The sequence below is a fragment of the Deinococcus marmoris DSM 12784 genome (assembly GCF_000701405.1).
GTDB classification, from domain to species: domain Bacteria; phylum Deinococcota; class Deinococci; order Deinococcales; family Deinococcaceae; genus Deinococcus; species Deinococcus marmoris.
The window spans coordinates 26,256-41,005 of sequence record NZ_JNIV01000039.1 but is presented as its reverse complement, the minus strand read 5'-3'; the positions used below and the strand labels follow the sequence as shown (position 1 = coordinate 41,005).

Below are 14,750 nucleotides of genomic sequence, written 5' to 3'. Positions count from 1 at the left end.
GCGAAGCGTTCCTGACCGATGAAAGCCAGGACGTCGAAGCCATACTCGCTGTACGGCAGCGCCAAACGGCCTTCTGCTTCTGGACGAAGTGGCTTACGGAACCACGGGCATACTTCATGTTGACAGCGGCGGATTTTGAGGACATACCTCACCTGTTCCTGCATCCCGATGAGCGAACGGCTGTTCTGGTAGTCAAGTGGGGCAAACTCGCCACAGATCGGGCAGACCGGAGCCAATCGGTGCAGCGCTTCTTCTCGGTCTAGTGCGTGACGGCGATATTGACGGGCCATAATGATCAGATTCTAGCAAGCTGATTTTGCCACCGTAGTTTTTTTAAAATATCCCGCTCCTAACGGGTGATTTCGAGTTCTCGCTCCAGTTGTTTGGTTCGGGCTTCCTGCTCTGAGAGTGCTGCGACCCCACGCCCCGTGTTCACGGGGCGTCCTGCGGCGGTGTGCTGGTCATGCAGTTTTTTCCAGCGAACGACCAAGTGCGGGGCAATTCCGAGATCACGGGCAATCTGGGCACAGCTTTTCCCGCTGCTGATCACGAGTCGAACGGCTTCCTGCTTAAATTCTGCGGTGTGGGGGATGGTGCGATGTGCCATGTCAGTCTCCAGTATGAATCAGACTGAACTTCCCCTCCACTAAACCCTAGCAAGATCACCCCAGCAAAACCCGCCTTCCGCCCCCTTTTCCTCATGCTGGGTCGCTAGAATCCTGGCCGTGCCCATCCTGACCCGAACCGTACTCGGCGAGATCGCCCGCTGGTATCTGGCAGGCGTGGCGCTGTTTCTGATCCTGCTGATGACCGACGCCCTGAGCAGCACGGTGGGCAAACTGCTGATCTACCACCCGCCTGTGATCAAGGCGGTGGCGGCCTTTCTGTCCATCCTGCCGCAGAACCTGAACAAGACGCTGGTGCTGGCGGTGCCGTTCTCGATCCTGCTGGCCTTCTCGCGGATGCAGCGCGACAATGAGCTGAAAGCCATTCTGGCTAGTGGCATCCGTCCGCTGAGTCTGGTGTGGCCGCTGGCCATTCCGTTTGCGCTGGTGGGCGTGCTGGCGTACTTCAACGCGAGCACCCTGGTTCCGGCGGGGCTGGCGAACTGGGACCGCTCGTGGTACAGCATCTATGACATGGCCCCGCCGCCGCCCCAGCAGGAGAAGTACACCTACGCCCCGCCCGAGGCGCTGTATTACGCGGGCCGCGTGAACAGTGACAGTGGTGGCGGTCAGGTGGCCCAGCTCGACGGCGTGATGGTCCAGCGCAGGGGCGAGACCCTGACGGCTCAGTTCGGCACCTGGGACACGGGCAAGCAGACGTGGACCCTCAGCAACCCGTGGATCACGCGCCCCGGCCAGAATCCGCAGCGGTCCTCTGGCGACGTGGTAGTGCCGCAAAACGACGCCCTGCGCCCGCCGCCGCCTGCCGCCCAGCAGGTCAGCAACGCCGAGTTGCGCGCCGCGCTGACTGGCAATACCCTGAGCCGCAAGGGCGTGCGCGACTACACCTTTCAACTGGCCGCCCGTATCGCAGACCCCGTCACGCCCATCGTCTTTGCCCTGGCTGCCGGGATGCTGGGCCTGCTGATTCGCAACCGCGCCGCCGCCTTCGCCGCCGTGCTGGTCTTTATCGTGTGCTTCTACGTGCTGTGGACCACCATGCCAGGGCTGGCCGGGGCCGGGGCACTGAACCCCACACTGGCCGCCTGGATTCCCAATCTCGCCTTTCTGCTGCTGGCGGGCGGGCTGGCCTGGAGACTCCGCTGATGGGAGTTGCGATGATAGGCGCACTGAGTAGATCGCTGCATCTTCCAGCGGGAGGCCGGGTTGGACAACCCCAGAACCTTACGTTCCAATCCCTCGCCCTCAGACCCTCATACCCTTTGACCCTTAGACGCCCGAAGAGCCAGGGCCAGCCATGAAACTCTTTGAACGCTACGTCCTGTCCGAGATTCTGCCGCTGCTGCTGGGGGCGCTGGCCGCCGTGATCGTGCTGCTGGTGCTGGCGGCCTTGCAGGAGGTGATTGCGCCGCTGCTGGCCAAAGGAGCCGATCCGGTGCTGGTGGCGCGGGTGCTGGCGCTGAACGTGCCGGAGGCTGCCGCCCGCGCACTGCCGATTGCGCTGATGTTCGCCACGCTGCTGGGCCTGTCGCGCCTGAGCAGCGATTCGGAGCTGAAGGGCGCACTGGCCGCCGGGATTCCGGCCACCCGGCTGCTGTGGCCGGTGCTGGCGCTGGGCCTGGGGGTGACCGTGCTGGCCTTTGCGCTGGGCGAGGGGCTGGTGCCGCGCGCCAAGGTGCAGGAGCGCAAGGTCAAGCAGGAGATCGTCTTCGACAACCCGCGCGTGATTGGCCTGGACGGCACGGGTACAGATGGCCAGAGCATCGTGCTACGCGACGCCCTGAACCGGGCCATCAGCGTAGGTAAGATCGGTCCTGGCGGAGTATTAGAAGACCTGCGGATCGTGACCATGCAGGACGGTCTGCCCCCCCGCGAGGTCATCACCGCTGCCAGTGGCCGCCTGCTGCCGGGCAGCAACGTGCTGGAACTGCGCGATGGCCGCCGCGTGACTTACCAGGACGCGCGCCCCGTGACGGTGCTGACCTTCAAGACGGGCAGCCTGCCCGTGCAGGACGTGCAGGCCGATCTGGATGCGGGCGGTGGCGAGCTGAAGGCCATCTACACGCCGCTGCGCGAGCTGTGGGCCAAGACCGCGTTGTACCGCCAGCAGAACATCCGTTCGCCCGCCGACTTCACGGCACTACACCGCAAGTTTGCCGAGCCGCTGGCCGCCCTGGCGCTGGCCTTTTTTGCGGTCAGTCTGGCGGTGTTCAGCTTCCGCAGCGGGCGTGACCTGGGGCTGGTCTGGGCGCTGCTGCTGACGTTCGCGTACTACGCCACCTGGAGCGTGTTCCGGGTGATGGGCGAGAACGGGGCGGTGCCCGGCGTGGTGGCCGCCTACGCCCCGAACCTGATCGCGGTGGTGGCCGGGGGCGCGCTGCTGTGGCTGACGGGGCGACGGTGAGAGAGATCGTGCCGTAGAGCTACTGCGCCAGCGCAGCAATCAAGCGTTAGGGCGCATGGCCTCCCGCACCACTTCTTCCACTACATCCGCAACAGCATTCATGTCGGCCTCGCTCAGTGTAGGGTGAACTAGGAACATCAACGAGGTTTCGCCCAACTCCTGCGCCACCGGCAAACGTTCCTTCGGTCCAAGTCCAGCGTCCACGAATGCCCTTTCTAAGTAGATTTCGGAGCAGGTGCCCGTGTAGCACGGTGCGCCGCGCACCACCACCTCCGCCATGATGCGGTCTCGATCCCAACCCGCGCGCAAATATTCAGCCTGTACATAGACGTAAAACTTGTACTGGGCATGTTCTGAACCTTCGGGGACCACGGGAATCCGCAGGACGCTCAGACGTGACAGGCGCTCGCTCAGCACTGCCGCATTGCGCTGCCGCTGCTGTGTCCAGCCCGGCAGCTTATGCAATTGCAGGCGTCCAATCGCGGCCTGCACTTCCAGCATGCGCCAGTTGGTGCCAAAGGACTCGTGCAGCCAGCGGAAGCCCAGCGGGTGTTCCTTGTTGTACACGGCATCGTAGCTCTTGCCGTGGTCCTTGAAGGCCCAGGCTTTGCGCCATAGATTCTCGTCATGGGTCACCAGCAGGCCGCCCTCGCCGCCAGTGGTCATGATCTTGTCCTGGCAGAACGAGAAGCAGCTCATGTGCCCAATGGTGCCCACATGTTGCCCGTGGTACTTCGCGCCGTGGGCTTGGGCGCAGTCCTCGATGACATACAGGTTGTGTTCGCGGGCCAGTTCCATGATCGGGGCCAGATCGGCGGGCCAACCGGCCAGATGCACCACGATGATCGCCCGTGTGCGCGGGGTCAGCACGGCGCGGATGGTCTCGGCAGTGATGTTACCGCTGTTCCGGTCAATGTCAGCCATCACGGGCACGGCCCCGCGCATCACGGCGGCGCTGGCCGAGGCGATGAAGGTGCGCGGTGTGGTGATGACCTCGTCGCCCGCGCCTACACCCAGGGCGTAGAGCGCCAGCTCCAGCGCCTGCGTGCCGTTGTGGAGGGCAATGGCATAGGGCACACCCAACACGGCGGCGTATTCCTTCTCGAACTCGCGGCCCTCGGTGCCCGTCCAGTAGTTGACTTTGCCGGAGCGCATGACTGCCGAGACGGCCTCGATCTCGTCGGATTCAAAGACGGGCCAGGGGGCCAGGGTGCGGTCCAGTTGCTTGGGGACGGTATGGGTCATGGTTTTATTCTCTCCTCTTTTGGGCGGGCAGGGATACCCACCGCTACAGTGTTGGCAGGCAGTGGCCGAACCACCACGCCGCCCGCGCCTACTGTCGTCCAGCGTCCCACACTTATACCTGGAGTGACCGCACAGCCGACGCCTAAAAAAACACCTTCCTCCAGATGAACCGCGCCCGCCAGATGAACGCCGGGGGCTACATGAACGAAATCTTCCAGCACACAGTCATGGTCTGCCGTCGCGCCCGTGTTGACGATAACGTGTTGCCCCAGCACCGTATCCGGCTGGATCACCGCGCCCGCGAAGATGACCGTCCCCGGTCCCAGCTTCACGCTTTCATGCACGGTAGCTGCCGGGTGAATGGCCGTGGCCCATGTCGCATTTGGAAACCGGGCGGCAAGATCGCGCCGCGCCGCGTTGCTGCCGATGGCGAGGACGGCTCGGTCTGCTGACTGCTCCAGGCGTTCCAGTCCGCCCAGCACAGGGCAGCCCAGCACCGATCCGCCCCAGGACTCGGCGCGGTCATCCAGCACCCCGGCCACGTCCATTCCCGCCGCGCGTAGGGTGGCAATCACCACCTTGGCATGTCCGCCCGCACCCACAACCAGCACGCCACTCATGCTTCGTTTGTCGGGCAGCCCTTGATGGGGGGCATCAGTCGATTTCCCTGACAAGCATGAACGCCTCCGCGAAATGGTGGCTGACTGTGGCCCCACGCAGTTTGGCAAGGCTCTCAATGGCCTCCAGTGATCTGGAATGAGGCGGTGGCTTGACCTGGGACGCAAAGCAGGCCATTGCGGCAAGTTTTGCATCCATCTCTGCTTTGCCGAACGTTGAAAAAACCGTGGGAATGAACGCGGCGTCCGGCGTGGGGTGGCCCCATTCCGTTTCCGAGAGCGTTTCGTAGGCCAGTATCTTCTTTACAGTCTGCCCGGCCAGTGGCCTCGCTGCCACCAGAGCAGCGTTGTAGGCGGCCCCGTGGTCCATATGCAAATCGCCTCGGTGGGGGATATAGAGCAACTCAGCCCCCGATTCCCGGAGTACCATGCCGATCACCTGGGCAATCTTGTATTGCGGGTACTGGTCAAGCTGGGGCGCTGGCAACTCCATGAAGTCAGTTTTCGAGACTCCAAGAACTTTATGGGCCTGTTTTGCCTCTTCCCTGATGGAGACGATTTGCTCGGCTGAAAAGAGTTCAGGCGAACCAACAGATGCGTTGGTCAGCACACAAACCGAAACGTGATCCCCTCGGCTGATGTGCCGGGCCATCGTGCCACCGCAACCCAGCACTTCATCATCTGCATGTGGCGCAAGAACCAGAACCCTAGTCATGGTGGGCCTCTATCATTTTCCGGAGATCTGAGATTTCTCGTTTCATATTGTAAATTTCCAATTCCGGTAGATAGCCGAGACGGTCCCCTACCCTGATCTTCTTGCTGTTGCCCACATACTCAGTGAGCCAGAGCAGGCCGTTGCCAGTCTGTAGAAGAAGCTCTTCCCCTCTGACCTTCAAGACCCTGCCGGGAATGCCAGTAATCGGCAGCTCCAGCTCACGCCTCGCGGCTAGGACAATCAACCTGTCCAGTCCAAAAAACGTGAACGCGCCCGGATGCGGGTTGGCGGCGGCCTGAATAAGCCTGTAAATCTGATTCGCGGGGCGTTCCCAGCCAATTAAACCATCCTCCGGCTTTCTAATACCGTATTCAGTCGCCGCCGCCTCGTCCTGTACTACTGGCTTCCATTGACCAGTTTTGAGCTGCGGCAGCCAGCGATCAAGCGCGGTTTTCATGGCGACCAGCAGCTTGTCATAAACTGTTTTGGCATTGTCGTCTTCCGAAACTGAGAAAGGTTCCTGGACAAAGATGCCGCCAGCGTCAGCCATCTCGGAGATTTCAAAGAACGTTGCTGCGCCGTCTTCCTGCTTTGCGGTGAGCCAACCGAGAGGCGCACGGCCCCTACCACGAGGCAAGGCCGTTGGATGAAACCCGACGCAGCCCAGGGAAGGCGCTTCCGTGATTTCGGGCGAAACCATCTGCGACAGGCCCACCACAAAAAGCACATCAAGTTTATCTTCCGTGATTCCGTCAGCGTGATCATTGATTTTCTGAAATTTCCGATACGCGACGCCTTGAGTTTCGCAATACTCCGAGAGATCAACATAGCCGCTGGTCAGTTCAATCTTTCTGGGTGCATAAGCGTAGACCCTGACGATATGGAAGCTATGCTCCACCAGTTTTTCAAGCAGAATCCGGGAAGATTCCACGCCACCGACAAGACCAACTCTCATTTCTTCACTCCCCATTTGTCGCCCATCAGGACAACAGAAATCGTTCGCAAGATGATCTCTAAGTCCAGGTCAAAACTGAGATGTTCCACGTAAGCCCGATCCAGCTTCCAGCGTTCTTCCCAGCTCAGGTGAATGTTACCGCTCACTTGGGCCAGCCCCGTAATGCCTGGGCGCACCAGAAGTCTCGCCCTGCCATCATCGTTGAACTCACTCTGAAGCTGTGGCAGGCATGGTCTGGGGCCAACAAATGACATATCACCCTTAAGTACATTAAAAATCTGAGGCAGTTCATCGATCTTGGTGCGCCTGATAAGTTTTCCTACCCTGGTTACAGACAAGTCTCCATTACCAATCTGAACATTTAAATCACGCTCTTCATCATTTCGCATTGATCTGAGTTTAAATAATCGAAAGACTTTGCCTCTAAAGCCAAGGCGTTTTTGTGTATAAATAGGATGACCCGAACTTTCTAAAGCTACTAATGTAGCCGCAAGAACTAGAATTGGTAACGTCATTAATATTAGTGACCCAGATAAAATAATATCCATGACTCGCTTAAAGATTTTGTAGATCATATTGGCTTTTCACCTATCGGGAGAATTTTTTTTGGCCTAGATATTTAAAAACGGACAGGAGCATAATAGCAATAATTACGTATAAACTTTTACAGTATTTCAAATCCCTATACTCATCTAAGGATTTCTGAAAATTAGCTTCTGATACATCTGAAAATAAATCAATAAAATTCTTCGTACCTGTTGTGAGCGATAAGTGCTTCCAATAAAAATCTTGGCCTGCCTCTCCCATCTCACTCCGTTTCGTCTTCGGTATTTGCATCAGACGGACGACCGCATCGGCCAGAGCCTGCGGCTTCTCTGGCTCGAAAACGAAACCCGCACCCGCTTTTTCGACCATATCTGCTGCATTACCCCTTACACCCATCAGAATGGGTCTGCCCACCATCATGTAAGCCTGAGTTTTGGAAGGAATAGTAATTGCGAAGAGAGGGTCATCTCTAAGATGCACCAGAAGCGCATCTGCTGCGCCCAGAATCTCCCCGATTTCTGAAGGAGGACGGCGCGGAAGAAAAACCACGTTGGACAGATTGCGCCGCTGTGTTTCCATCTGCAATTTCTCAACCTCTACACCACCACCAATCAAGATGAAACGGGCGTCCGGTTGAGATTCCCGAAGTAAGTCGGCAGCATCTAGAACCGTATCCAATGCCTGCGCCTTGCCCATTGTTCCCGCAAAGACCACATTGAAGTGATTCCCAAATCCCAGTGCGTGGATGCGCTGCATGTCCAGTTCGGTCAGGTTGATCTGTCCTTCGTCGGTCCAGTTGGGAATCACGGTCAACTTCTTCTCGGGCACTCCACGCTCAATCAATCGCTGTTTGAAGCCTTCCGAGAGGACGGTTATATGCGCGGCATGTTTGTAAACCTGTCTCATCCACAATCCGACGGCGCTCATGACCTTTGGATTCTGCATCATGCCCGTCGCAGCCAGGGTGTCAGGCCACAAATCCTGAATGTCGTAGACGAATGGTACGCCCCGCAGCGCCTGCAACACGATGGCCGGAAGACTGACTGTGGCGGGCGGATGATACACATAGGCCACATCCGGGCGGTTGATAAACAACGTTCCAATTGAGGCTGATACCGCGAAGGACAGATAGTTGAGGGCGCGTTTAACCCCAGAGCCGTCGTGGCTGGGATACAACGGAACGCGCAGAATGGGAATGCCGTCCATGACCTCGCGCTGAAAGGGGCGAATGCGGTAGCCGGGGTAGACCTTGCCGCCTGGATAGTTAGGAAACCCGGTCAAAACTTCAACCTGATGCCCCTGTCGGCGTAGCTCTTGGGCAAACAGCAGCCCCTTGAAACTGGGTTCGGGATCAAACCACTGGGTGATAAGTAAAATTCGCACGGCCCGGCCTTAACTCTTGTGCCAGACAACACGGTTGACATAATCCGTATAGCTGATCAATATTCGCAGCACCTTGTCAGAGACGTTAGGCATGCTGTAGTCGGCGGGCTGCCGCAGTAAACGTTCATCCCCACGCGGCTGGTCCTCCAGAATTTGCAGGCCCTGCATCACGCGCTCTGGCGACAGGCCCACCATCATCACGCTGGCCTCCTCCATCCCTTCAGGCCGCTCGTGGGCCTCACGGATGTTCAGGGCCGGGAAGTTGAGAATGCTGGATTCCTCGGTAATCGTCCCACTGTCCGAGAGAACCGCGCGGGCGTGCATTTGCAGATGAACATAATCGTGAAAGCCCAGCGGCTTGAGCAGCTCCACTTTCGAGTGAAATTTGATGCCTCGCGCGTCGATGCGCTTCTGCGTGCGCGGGTGCGTGGACACGATCACGCGCCGCCCGTAAGTTTCGGCAATCGTGTTCAGCGACAGCACCAGCCCGTCCAGATTGGGGTCCGAGTCGATATTTTCTTCGCGGTGGGCGCTAACCACGTAGTATTCCCCGGCTTCCAGGCCCAGCCGTGCCATCACGTCCGACGCCTCAATCTGGGGCAGGTAGTGGGTCAGCACCTCAAACATCGGGCTGCCCGTCTTGATAATGCGGTCTGGCGGCAGGCCCTCGCGCAGCAGATATTCGCGGGCAATGTCGCTGTAGGTCATGTTGATGTCGGCGGTGTGATCCACGATTCGGCGGTTGGTTTCCTCCGGCACGCGCTGATCGAAGCAGCGGTTGCCCGCCTCCATGTGAAAAATAGGCACCTTACGCCGCTTGGCAGGAATGGCCGACAGACAACTGTTAGTGTCGCCCAGGATCAGCACCGCGTCGGGCTGCTCCTGGGCCAGCACCACGTCCACCTTGATCAGAATGTGGCCGATAGTCTCGGCGGCGGTGCCCGTCGCCGCGTTCAAAAAATGATCGGGTTTGCGGACGCTCAGATCGGAGAAGAAAATCTCGTTCAGCTCGTAATCGTAGTTCTGGCCAGTATGCACGATGACGTGTTCTGTGTACTCGTCCAGCTTTGCAAGCACGCGCGACAGGCGGATGATCTCCGGGCGCGTGCCCACGATGGACATGACCTTCAGTTTTTTCTGTCTCTCTGGAATCTCAGTCATCGGTGTCTGGGTCATGCGCGCTCCACGGCCTCGGCCACCGTGTCGGGCTGGGCCGGGTCAAACAATTCATGCGTCCAGAACAGCGTGGTGAGGGTGCTGTCTCCGATATTGGTGATCTTGTGCGTGTGCAGCGTGGGAATATCCAGGTAGCTGGGTTGCTCGCCCGACACCCGGAAGGTCTGAATCTCGCTGCCAAACAGATGCCGCAGTTTGATCTCGGCCTCGCCGCCCGTGACCAGAAACCGCTCCACCTTGCGGGTGTGGTAATGGTTGCCGCGCGTGATGCCCGGATGGGTGGTGGACATGAAGCTCTGGCCGCCGTTGGGACTCTTGATGGCCTCGAACAGACTGCCGCGGGGGTCGGTGTGCAAGGTCAGTGCCACCGGGTAATGCCCCGGATACAGGTAGGAGCGGTAGGTGTTGAACAGATCGCGCCGGATGTCCTCGCGCAAGTCGGGGATGATGTGCTGAGCATATAGATCGCGCATACCACTCAGGGTTTCAAGCAGGCCATACACAGTCATGTCTTTGCCCTGAACGCGCACGTCGCCCACCGTACCCTCACGCAGCAGGGTTTCAAAACGCCGCGCCACTTCCTGGGCATGAATCTGCTCAATAGGCGCGTCGTTATGCGGTGTGGGCGTCTCACCGCTCGCCAGTTGATGACAGAAGGTGGACACCACAGAGTTGTAAAAGGGCTTGCCGCCCTCGCCGAACACGCCGGGCAGGATGATATTGGTAAACTTGCCGCCATTGCGCTCCGCCCACGCCAAGAGCAGCGCCGCCGCCTCACGCTTGGACGTACCGTAGGCGCTGTCGCGCTCAATGTGGGTGGACGAGGAGAACAGGACATGCGCCGTGCTGCCGCGTTCTTCCAATGCCTCGATCAGTTGCCGGGTCAGCTCCAGGTTGGTGCGGGCCACCACGTCGTCCTCGCCCCGGTTCATGCCTGCCAAGTGCAGCACGGCGTCGCAACCGTCCACAAATTCGGCCAGCCTGCCCACTTCAAAGGTCTGCCGGTTGGCGGCGCGGACCTCCAGATCATCTAGGCCGTGGAAGTAGGCGCGAACGTGTGTGCCCAGCAGGCCGTCTGCGCCAGTGATCCCTATCTTAGTGGGTTCGGTCATGCCTTTACCACAGAAAAAATACCCGATCCAATTTGATTTTTGCCGTGTGTCATCTGGAATCTCCAAGAACTGCATCGAAAACCGCCGCCGTTTTTCGCGTCGCAGCGGCTCGGTCAAACTTTGACTGTGCATAGTCCACAGCTTTTCCTCTCAACGCAGTTTTTTCACTGTGGTCCAGGGCGTCATATTCATATAGACTGTCTAAGAATTTCTTCTCGTTTAATGCAAGTGTCCATCCCGCTTTTCGCTGGTTGAGGTCACTCCAGGGCGTTTCCGTGCTCGTCATCACCAGACAGCCGGAAGACAGGGCCTCGACAATAACGTGACCGTAATTCTCCCCATAGGTGGGGAATAGGAAAATGTCGTAGCGTGAAAAAGTCGTTTGCACTTCGGAGTGTTCGAGAAGACCTTTATACCTAAACTTTATGTTGTCTGGAAGACTCTCTGCGGCTTCAAGACAGAGCTTCCAGTACCTCTCATCTTCGGTTGGACCATAAATATCAATGATTGCTTTATTTCTATAGTCTTTTAACATGTTCAAACCAAATAGAAGGTTTTTCTTGGGGGAGATTCTGGAGATGAAGACCAGCCTTACTGTGTCGTCGGCTGGTTTTTCTCGCGTCAGATATTCTTCTAATGATTTTGTATTGGGAATATTCTCGGCAACAAATATGTTCTGCGATGAGGGGAGAACACGCCGCACGTCGTTTTTCTCGTAGTCAGTTGAAGTGAACCAATTCACCAACTCTGGCTTATATATAAGTTTGAAAGCCGCCAGATATACCGATTTTTTCAATGGCTTTTGCTTAAGCGCACCCTCAGAAAATTCTCCTCTTGGGCTGAGCAAAATTTTAGCTTTAATCCTACCAGATAATTTCAGAAGATAGATTTTCTGAACATAGGTTGTCGAAAAAAAACTATTCAAGTAAATGAGATGTGGGCAAAGACGATCAATAAGTTGGTACAGATTTTGAGTTGTCCAACTGCCGGGAGAGAGATACATGATTGAACAATTGTCACCTGTAAGCCAGGTGTCTTGCTCCCGGTCTGGATACGGCTGCTCGTCTCCGAGATCCCGGTCACGGGTCAAGATAAAAAGTTCGTAACGGTCTCCCAGAGCGCTCACAATGGCCTCAATGGAACGGATTGGACCGCCACCCTTGCTGCCTGGCAGGTAGCCGTCTGTGAAGATTGCAATTCTTGGTTTCGAGACTTCATTCCTGTCCATGTTTCCCCTAACCGCCCAACCCATTTCGGCTCTCAAGATCAGAAGTATTATCTGAGATTAGAATCTTTGTCCAACTTCAGTTCCTGTCTCACTCCTGGCAATTCCAGCAGCAATTCTTCAACTTCAGGAACGGTCAGGCGCTGGGTGTTGTGTGAAGTGTAATCCTCCAATATAGCTTCTTCAGGGCGGCCCTCAGTGAAGTATTTGGCGTAATTCAAATCGCGGTCATCCATGCGGACGCGCAGGTAATCGCCCATGTCCTCAGCCTTGGCAATTTCTCCCGCCGTTGCCAGCGTCTCGAACAGCTTCTCGGCGTGGCGGGTGCCGATGATCTGAACAGGAACATCGGACTTGAACAGATTCTTGAGGGCCTGGGCCAGATCCTCCACCGTACACGCTGGGGCTTTTCGAACGAAGATATCGCCCTGTCCGGCGTTCTCGAAGGCGAACAGCACGAGGTCAATGGCGCTCCGCAGCGACAGCAGGAAGCGGGTCATGTCCGGGTCCGTGACCGTCAGCGGCTTGCCCTGCTTGATCTGTTCGATAAACAGCGGAATCACCGAGCCGCGCGAGTACATCACGTTGCCGTAACGCACGCTGGAAACCACAGTATCGTTTCGTCCCAGTCGCCGCGCCGCCGCCGTCGCCACCTTCTCCATCATCCCTTTGGTCATGCCCATCGCATTGACTGGAAACACGGCCTTATCGGTGCTGAGGCAGACCAGAGACTGGATGTGGTGGGCAATGGCCGATTCCACCACGTTGTGGCTGCCCACGATATTGGTCAGGACCGCCTGCATGGGAAAGAACTCGCATGACGGAACCTGCTTCAACGCCGCAGCGTGAAAAGCCAGGTCCACACCTTCCATCGCTGCGTCCACGCTGGCACGATCCCGAACGTCGCCGATGTAGAACTTGACCTTGGGGTTGTTCAGGCGCACGCGCATCTGCTCCTGCTTCAGTTCATCACGGCTAAAGATCCGAACCTCATTGACCTCTGTGTCTTTGACGAGTTGAAGGAGCTCATTGCCGAATGAACCAGTACCACCCGTGATCAGAATGGTCTTGTCGTTGAGGTTAGATTGCACTGAATGTTCTCCTATTCTTGAGATGAAGTGTTCGTAGTGAACGTGATGATCTTAAGCAGACATACGGATGATCTTCCGATCAGAGTCTAGAACGTGCAGACCAAAAAACTGGAGAAATAATCCGCAGTCAGAAAAACTCGGCTCTCCGGGGTCGATGGTTTACTAGTGGAATAGGAATTTGCAAGGTCTGATTTTTTGGGTGTTGGGTTTGCAAATAGGACACCATTATCAGGACGCTGTATCTGAGGCGAAGGGCTTCTCAGTCATCCCCTATGCCCCTCGCCATCCATCGCCTCCACTGCCCGCGCTGCCAGCCGCCCCACCGTCAGCCCCTGCACGATGATGCTGAACACTACCACCACGTAGGTCATCACCAGAAACAGGTCCCGCTCCGGTCCAGCAGGCACGGTAAAGGCCAGCGCCACGCTAATGGCCCCGCGCAACCCGCCCCAGACCATCAGGCGGCGGGTATAAGGGTTGAAGTCGCGCCGCCGCCCTAGCAGCAGCACCGGCAGTTGCACGCTGATGGTGCGGATCAGCAGCACCAGCGGAATGGCGATCAGCCCCAGCAGCAGCGACTGCCCGCTGAAGCGCACCACCACCACCTCCAGCGCCAGCAGCGCGAACAGGAAGATGTTCAGCAGTTCGTCGGCTAGATGCCAGAAACTCTCGAAGCGTTCGCGTGAGGACAGCCCGGCGGGGGCACGGTCCGCCAGCGAGCCGATCAGCAGCCCGGCGGCCACGGCGGCCAGCGGCGCGGACACATGCAGGTTGGCGGCAACGGCGGTGCAGGCCAGCACGACGCTCAAGGTGACCAGCACCTCCACTACGAAATCGCTGACCGAGCGCAGGGCCAGCCAACCTACCCAGCCCAGAAACAGCCCCAGCGCCAGCCCGCCCAGCGCCTCCTGCGCGAAGAAGAGAGCGATGCCGCCTGCGCTCATGGCGGGGCCGTGGGCCTCCGCACCTCCGCCACTGGCCGCCGCGATTCCCGCCAGCACCGCGAAGGCCACCACGCCCACGCCGTCGTTGAACAGGCTCTCACCCGCCACCAGAGTTTCGATGCGCTTGGGCACCCCAGCCTGCTTGAGCATCCCCAGCACCGCCACCGGATCGGTGGGGCTGATCAGCGCCCCGAACAGCAGGCAGTAGATGAACGACACCTGAAGTCCGAACAGCCCCAGTAGCGCATAGGTGGCCCCGCCCACCAGCGCAATCGAGATGGCGGTGGACAGCAGCGCAAACGTCAGCACCGGCCCGCGCAGCCCCCACAGCGCGTACGAGTTGACGCCCAGCGCCCCGGCGAACAGCAGGAACGACAGCACGCCCTGGAACACGAAATCGCTGAATTCGATGCCGCGCACCAGCGTCACCGCCTCGCGCGCAAACGGCACGTCTAGGCTGACCAGACCGAAGATGATCAGGCTGACCCCCAGGCCGCCCACGGTCACGCCAATCGAGGCGGGCAGTTTCCAGTAGCGGGCATTCACAAAAGCCAGCGCGGCGGTCACGCAGACCAGCAGGGTGGCGAGATCGAGGATTTGCATTTAAGGGTGGCTCCTGGGAGGTCTGGGGGTCTAAAAACGTTTCTTCTAACGGAAGAGGACGGAGTCAGGTCAGCGCAGGTAAGGGGGCAATTCAGCGGCAAACCCGCA

Annotated in this window: 14 protein-coding genes and 1 pseudogene; 2 read left to right on the top strand and 13 right to left on the bottom strand. The window is 58.3% G+C overall.

Features of this window, described 5'->3' with window-relative positions:
* Together Q319_RS27085 and Q319_RS0111145 are read right to left on the bottom strand one after the other, a co-directional pair.
* Positions 1-290: pseudogene (locus Q319_RS27085) on the bottom strand (hypothetical protein); the annotation flags it as partial.
* A 59-nt stretch (positions 291-349) separates the two neighbouring features.
* A complete protein-coding gene (locus tag Q319_RS0111145; RefSeq protein ID WP_029482579.1) occupies positions 350-607 on the bottom strand; it encodes a transposase in 258 nt (85 codons plus the stop codon).
* Positions 608-725: 118 nt separating this feature from the next.
* On the opposite strand from Q319_RS0111145, the gene Q319_RS0111140 reads away from it, so the two are divergent.
* Both Q319_RS0111140 and Q319_RS0111135 read left to right on the top strand, forming a co-directional pair.
* Complete coding sequence (locus Q319_RS0111140; protein WP_029482578.1) at positions 726-1,772, top strand: LptF/LptG family permease; 1,047 nt, start codon at positions 726-728, stop codon at positions 1,770-1,772.
* A gap of 151 nt (positions 1,773-1,923) precedes the next feature.
* Positions 1,924-3,030 (top strand): LptF/LptG family permease, encoded by a 1,107-nt coding sequence (locus tag Q319_RS0111135; RefSeq protein ID WP_029482577.1) that lies wholly within the window; start codon positions 1,924-1,926, stop codon positions 3,028-3,030.
* A gap of 39 nt (positions 3,031-3,069) precedes the next feature.
* Here the strand turns inward: Q319_RS0111135 and Q319_RS0111130 are convergent, their stop codons facing one another.
* The 11 genes from Q319_RS0111130 to Q319_RS0111080 form a co-directional block, all read right to left on the bottom strand.
* Positions 3,070-4,275: a DegT/DnrJ/EryC1/StrS family aminotransferase gene (locus tag Q319_RS0111130; RefSeq protein ID WP_029482576.1), complete on the bottom strand. Its 1,206-nt coding sequence runs from the start codon at positions 4,273-4,275 to the stop codon at positions 3,070-3,072.
* Complete coding sequence (locus Q319_RS0111125) at positions 4,272-4,895, bottom strand: acetyltransferase (RefSeq protein ID WP_029482575.1); 624 nt, start codon at positions 4,893-4,895, stop codon at positions 4,272-4,274. The genes Q319_RS0111130 and Q319_RS0111125 overlap by 4 nt, the downstream gene beginning before the upstream one ends.
* 34 nt (positions 4,896-4,929) lie before the next feature.
* A complete protein-coding gene (locus Q319_RS0111120; protein WP_029482574.1) occupies positions 4,930-5,607 on the bottom strand; it encodes a PIG-L deacetylase family protein in 678 nt (225 codons plus the stop codon).
* A complete protein-coding gene (locus Q319_RS0111115) occupies positions 5,600-6,538 on the bottom strand; it encodes a methionyl-tRNA formyltransferase (RefSeq protein WP_162178646.1) in 939 nt (312 codons plus the stop codon). The genes Q319_RS0111120 and Q319_RS0111115 overlap by 8 nt, the downstream gene beginning before the upstream one ends.
* 20 nt (positions 6,539-6,558) lie before the next feature.
* Positions 6,559-7,137 (bottom strand): sugar transferase, encoded by a 579-nt coding sequence (locus Q319_RS0111110; RefSeq protein ID WP_211252351.1) that lies wholly within the window; start codon positions 7,135-7,137, stop codon positions 6,559-6,561.
* A 13-nt stretch (positions 7,138-7,150) separates the two neighbouring features.
* Positions 7,151-8,491 carry a glycosyltransferase family 4 protein gene (locus Q319_RS0111105; protein ID WP_081845999.1) on the bottom strand — a complete coding sequence of 447 codons (1,341 nt, stop codon included), beginning with the start codon at positions 8,489-8,491 and terminating at the stop codon, positions 7,151-7,153.
* A gap of 9 nt (positions 8,492-8,500) precedes the next feature.
* On the bottom strand, positions 8,501-9,667 hold the full coding sequence (gene wecB, locus Q319_RS0111100) for a non-hydrolyzing UDP-N-acetylglucosamine 2-epimerase (protein WP_245619129.1): 1,167 nt from the start codon (positions 9,665-9,667) through the stop codon (positions 8,501-8,503).
* Positions 9,664-10,779: a polysaccharide biosynthesis C-terminal domain-containing protein gene (locus tag Q319_RS0111095; RefSeq protein ID WP_029482569.1), complete on the bottom strand. Its 1,116-nt coding sequence runs from the start codon at positions 10,777-10,779 to the stop codon at positions 9,664-9,666. The genes wecB and Q319_RS0111095 overlap by 4 nt, the downstream gene beginning before the upstream one ends.
* A gap of 49 nt (positions 10,780-10,828) precedes the next feature.
* The gene (locus tag Q319_RS26215; protein WP_156039297.1) at positions 10,829-12,043 is read right to left on the bottom strand and encodes a glycosyltransferase; all 1,215 of its coding nucleotides are present in this window, start codon (positions 12,041-12,043) and stop codon (positions 10,829-10,831) included.
* 11 nt (positions 12,044-12,054) lie between these two features.
* Positions 12,055-13,095, bottom strand: coding sequence for a polysaccharide biosynthesis protein (locus tag Q319_RS0111085; RefSeq protein WP_029482567.1), 1,041 nt, complete (start codon positions 13,093-13,095; stop codon positions 12,055-12,057).
* A gap of 263 nt (positions 13,096-13,358) precedes the next feature.
* Positions 13,359-14,642: a cation:proton antiporter gene (locus Q319_RS0111080; RefSeq protein ID WP_029482566.1), complete on the bottom strand. Its 1,284-nt coding sequence runs from the start codon at positions 14,640-14,642 to the stop codon at positions 13,359-13,361.
* Positions 14,643-14,750: the final 108 nt, after the last annotated feature.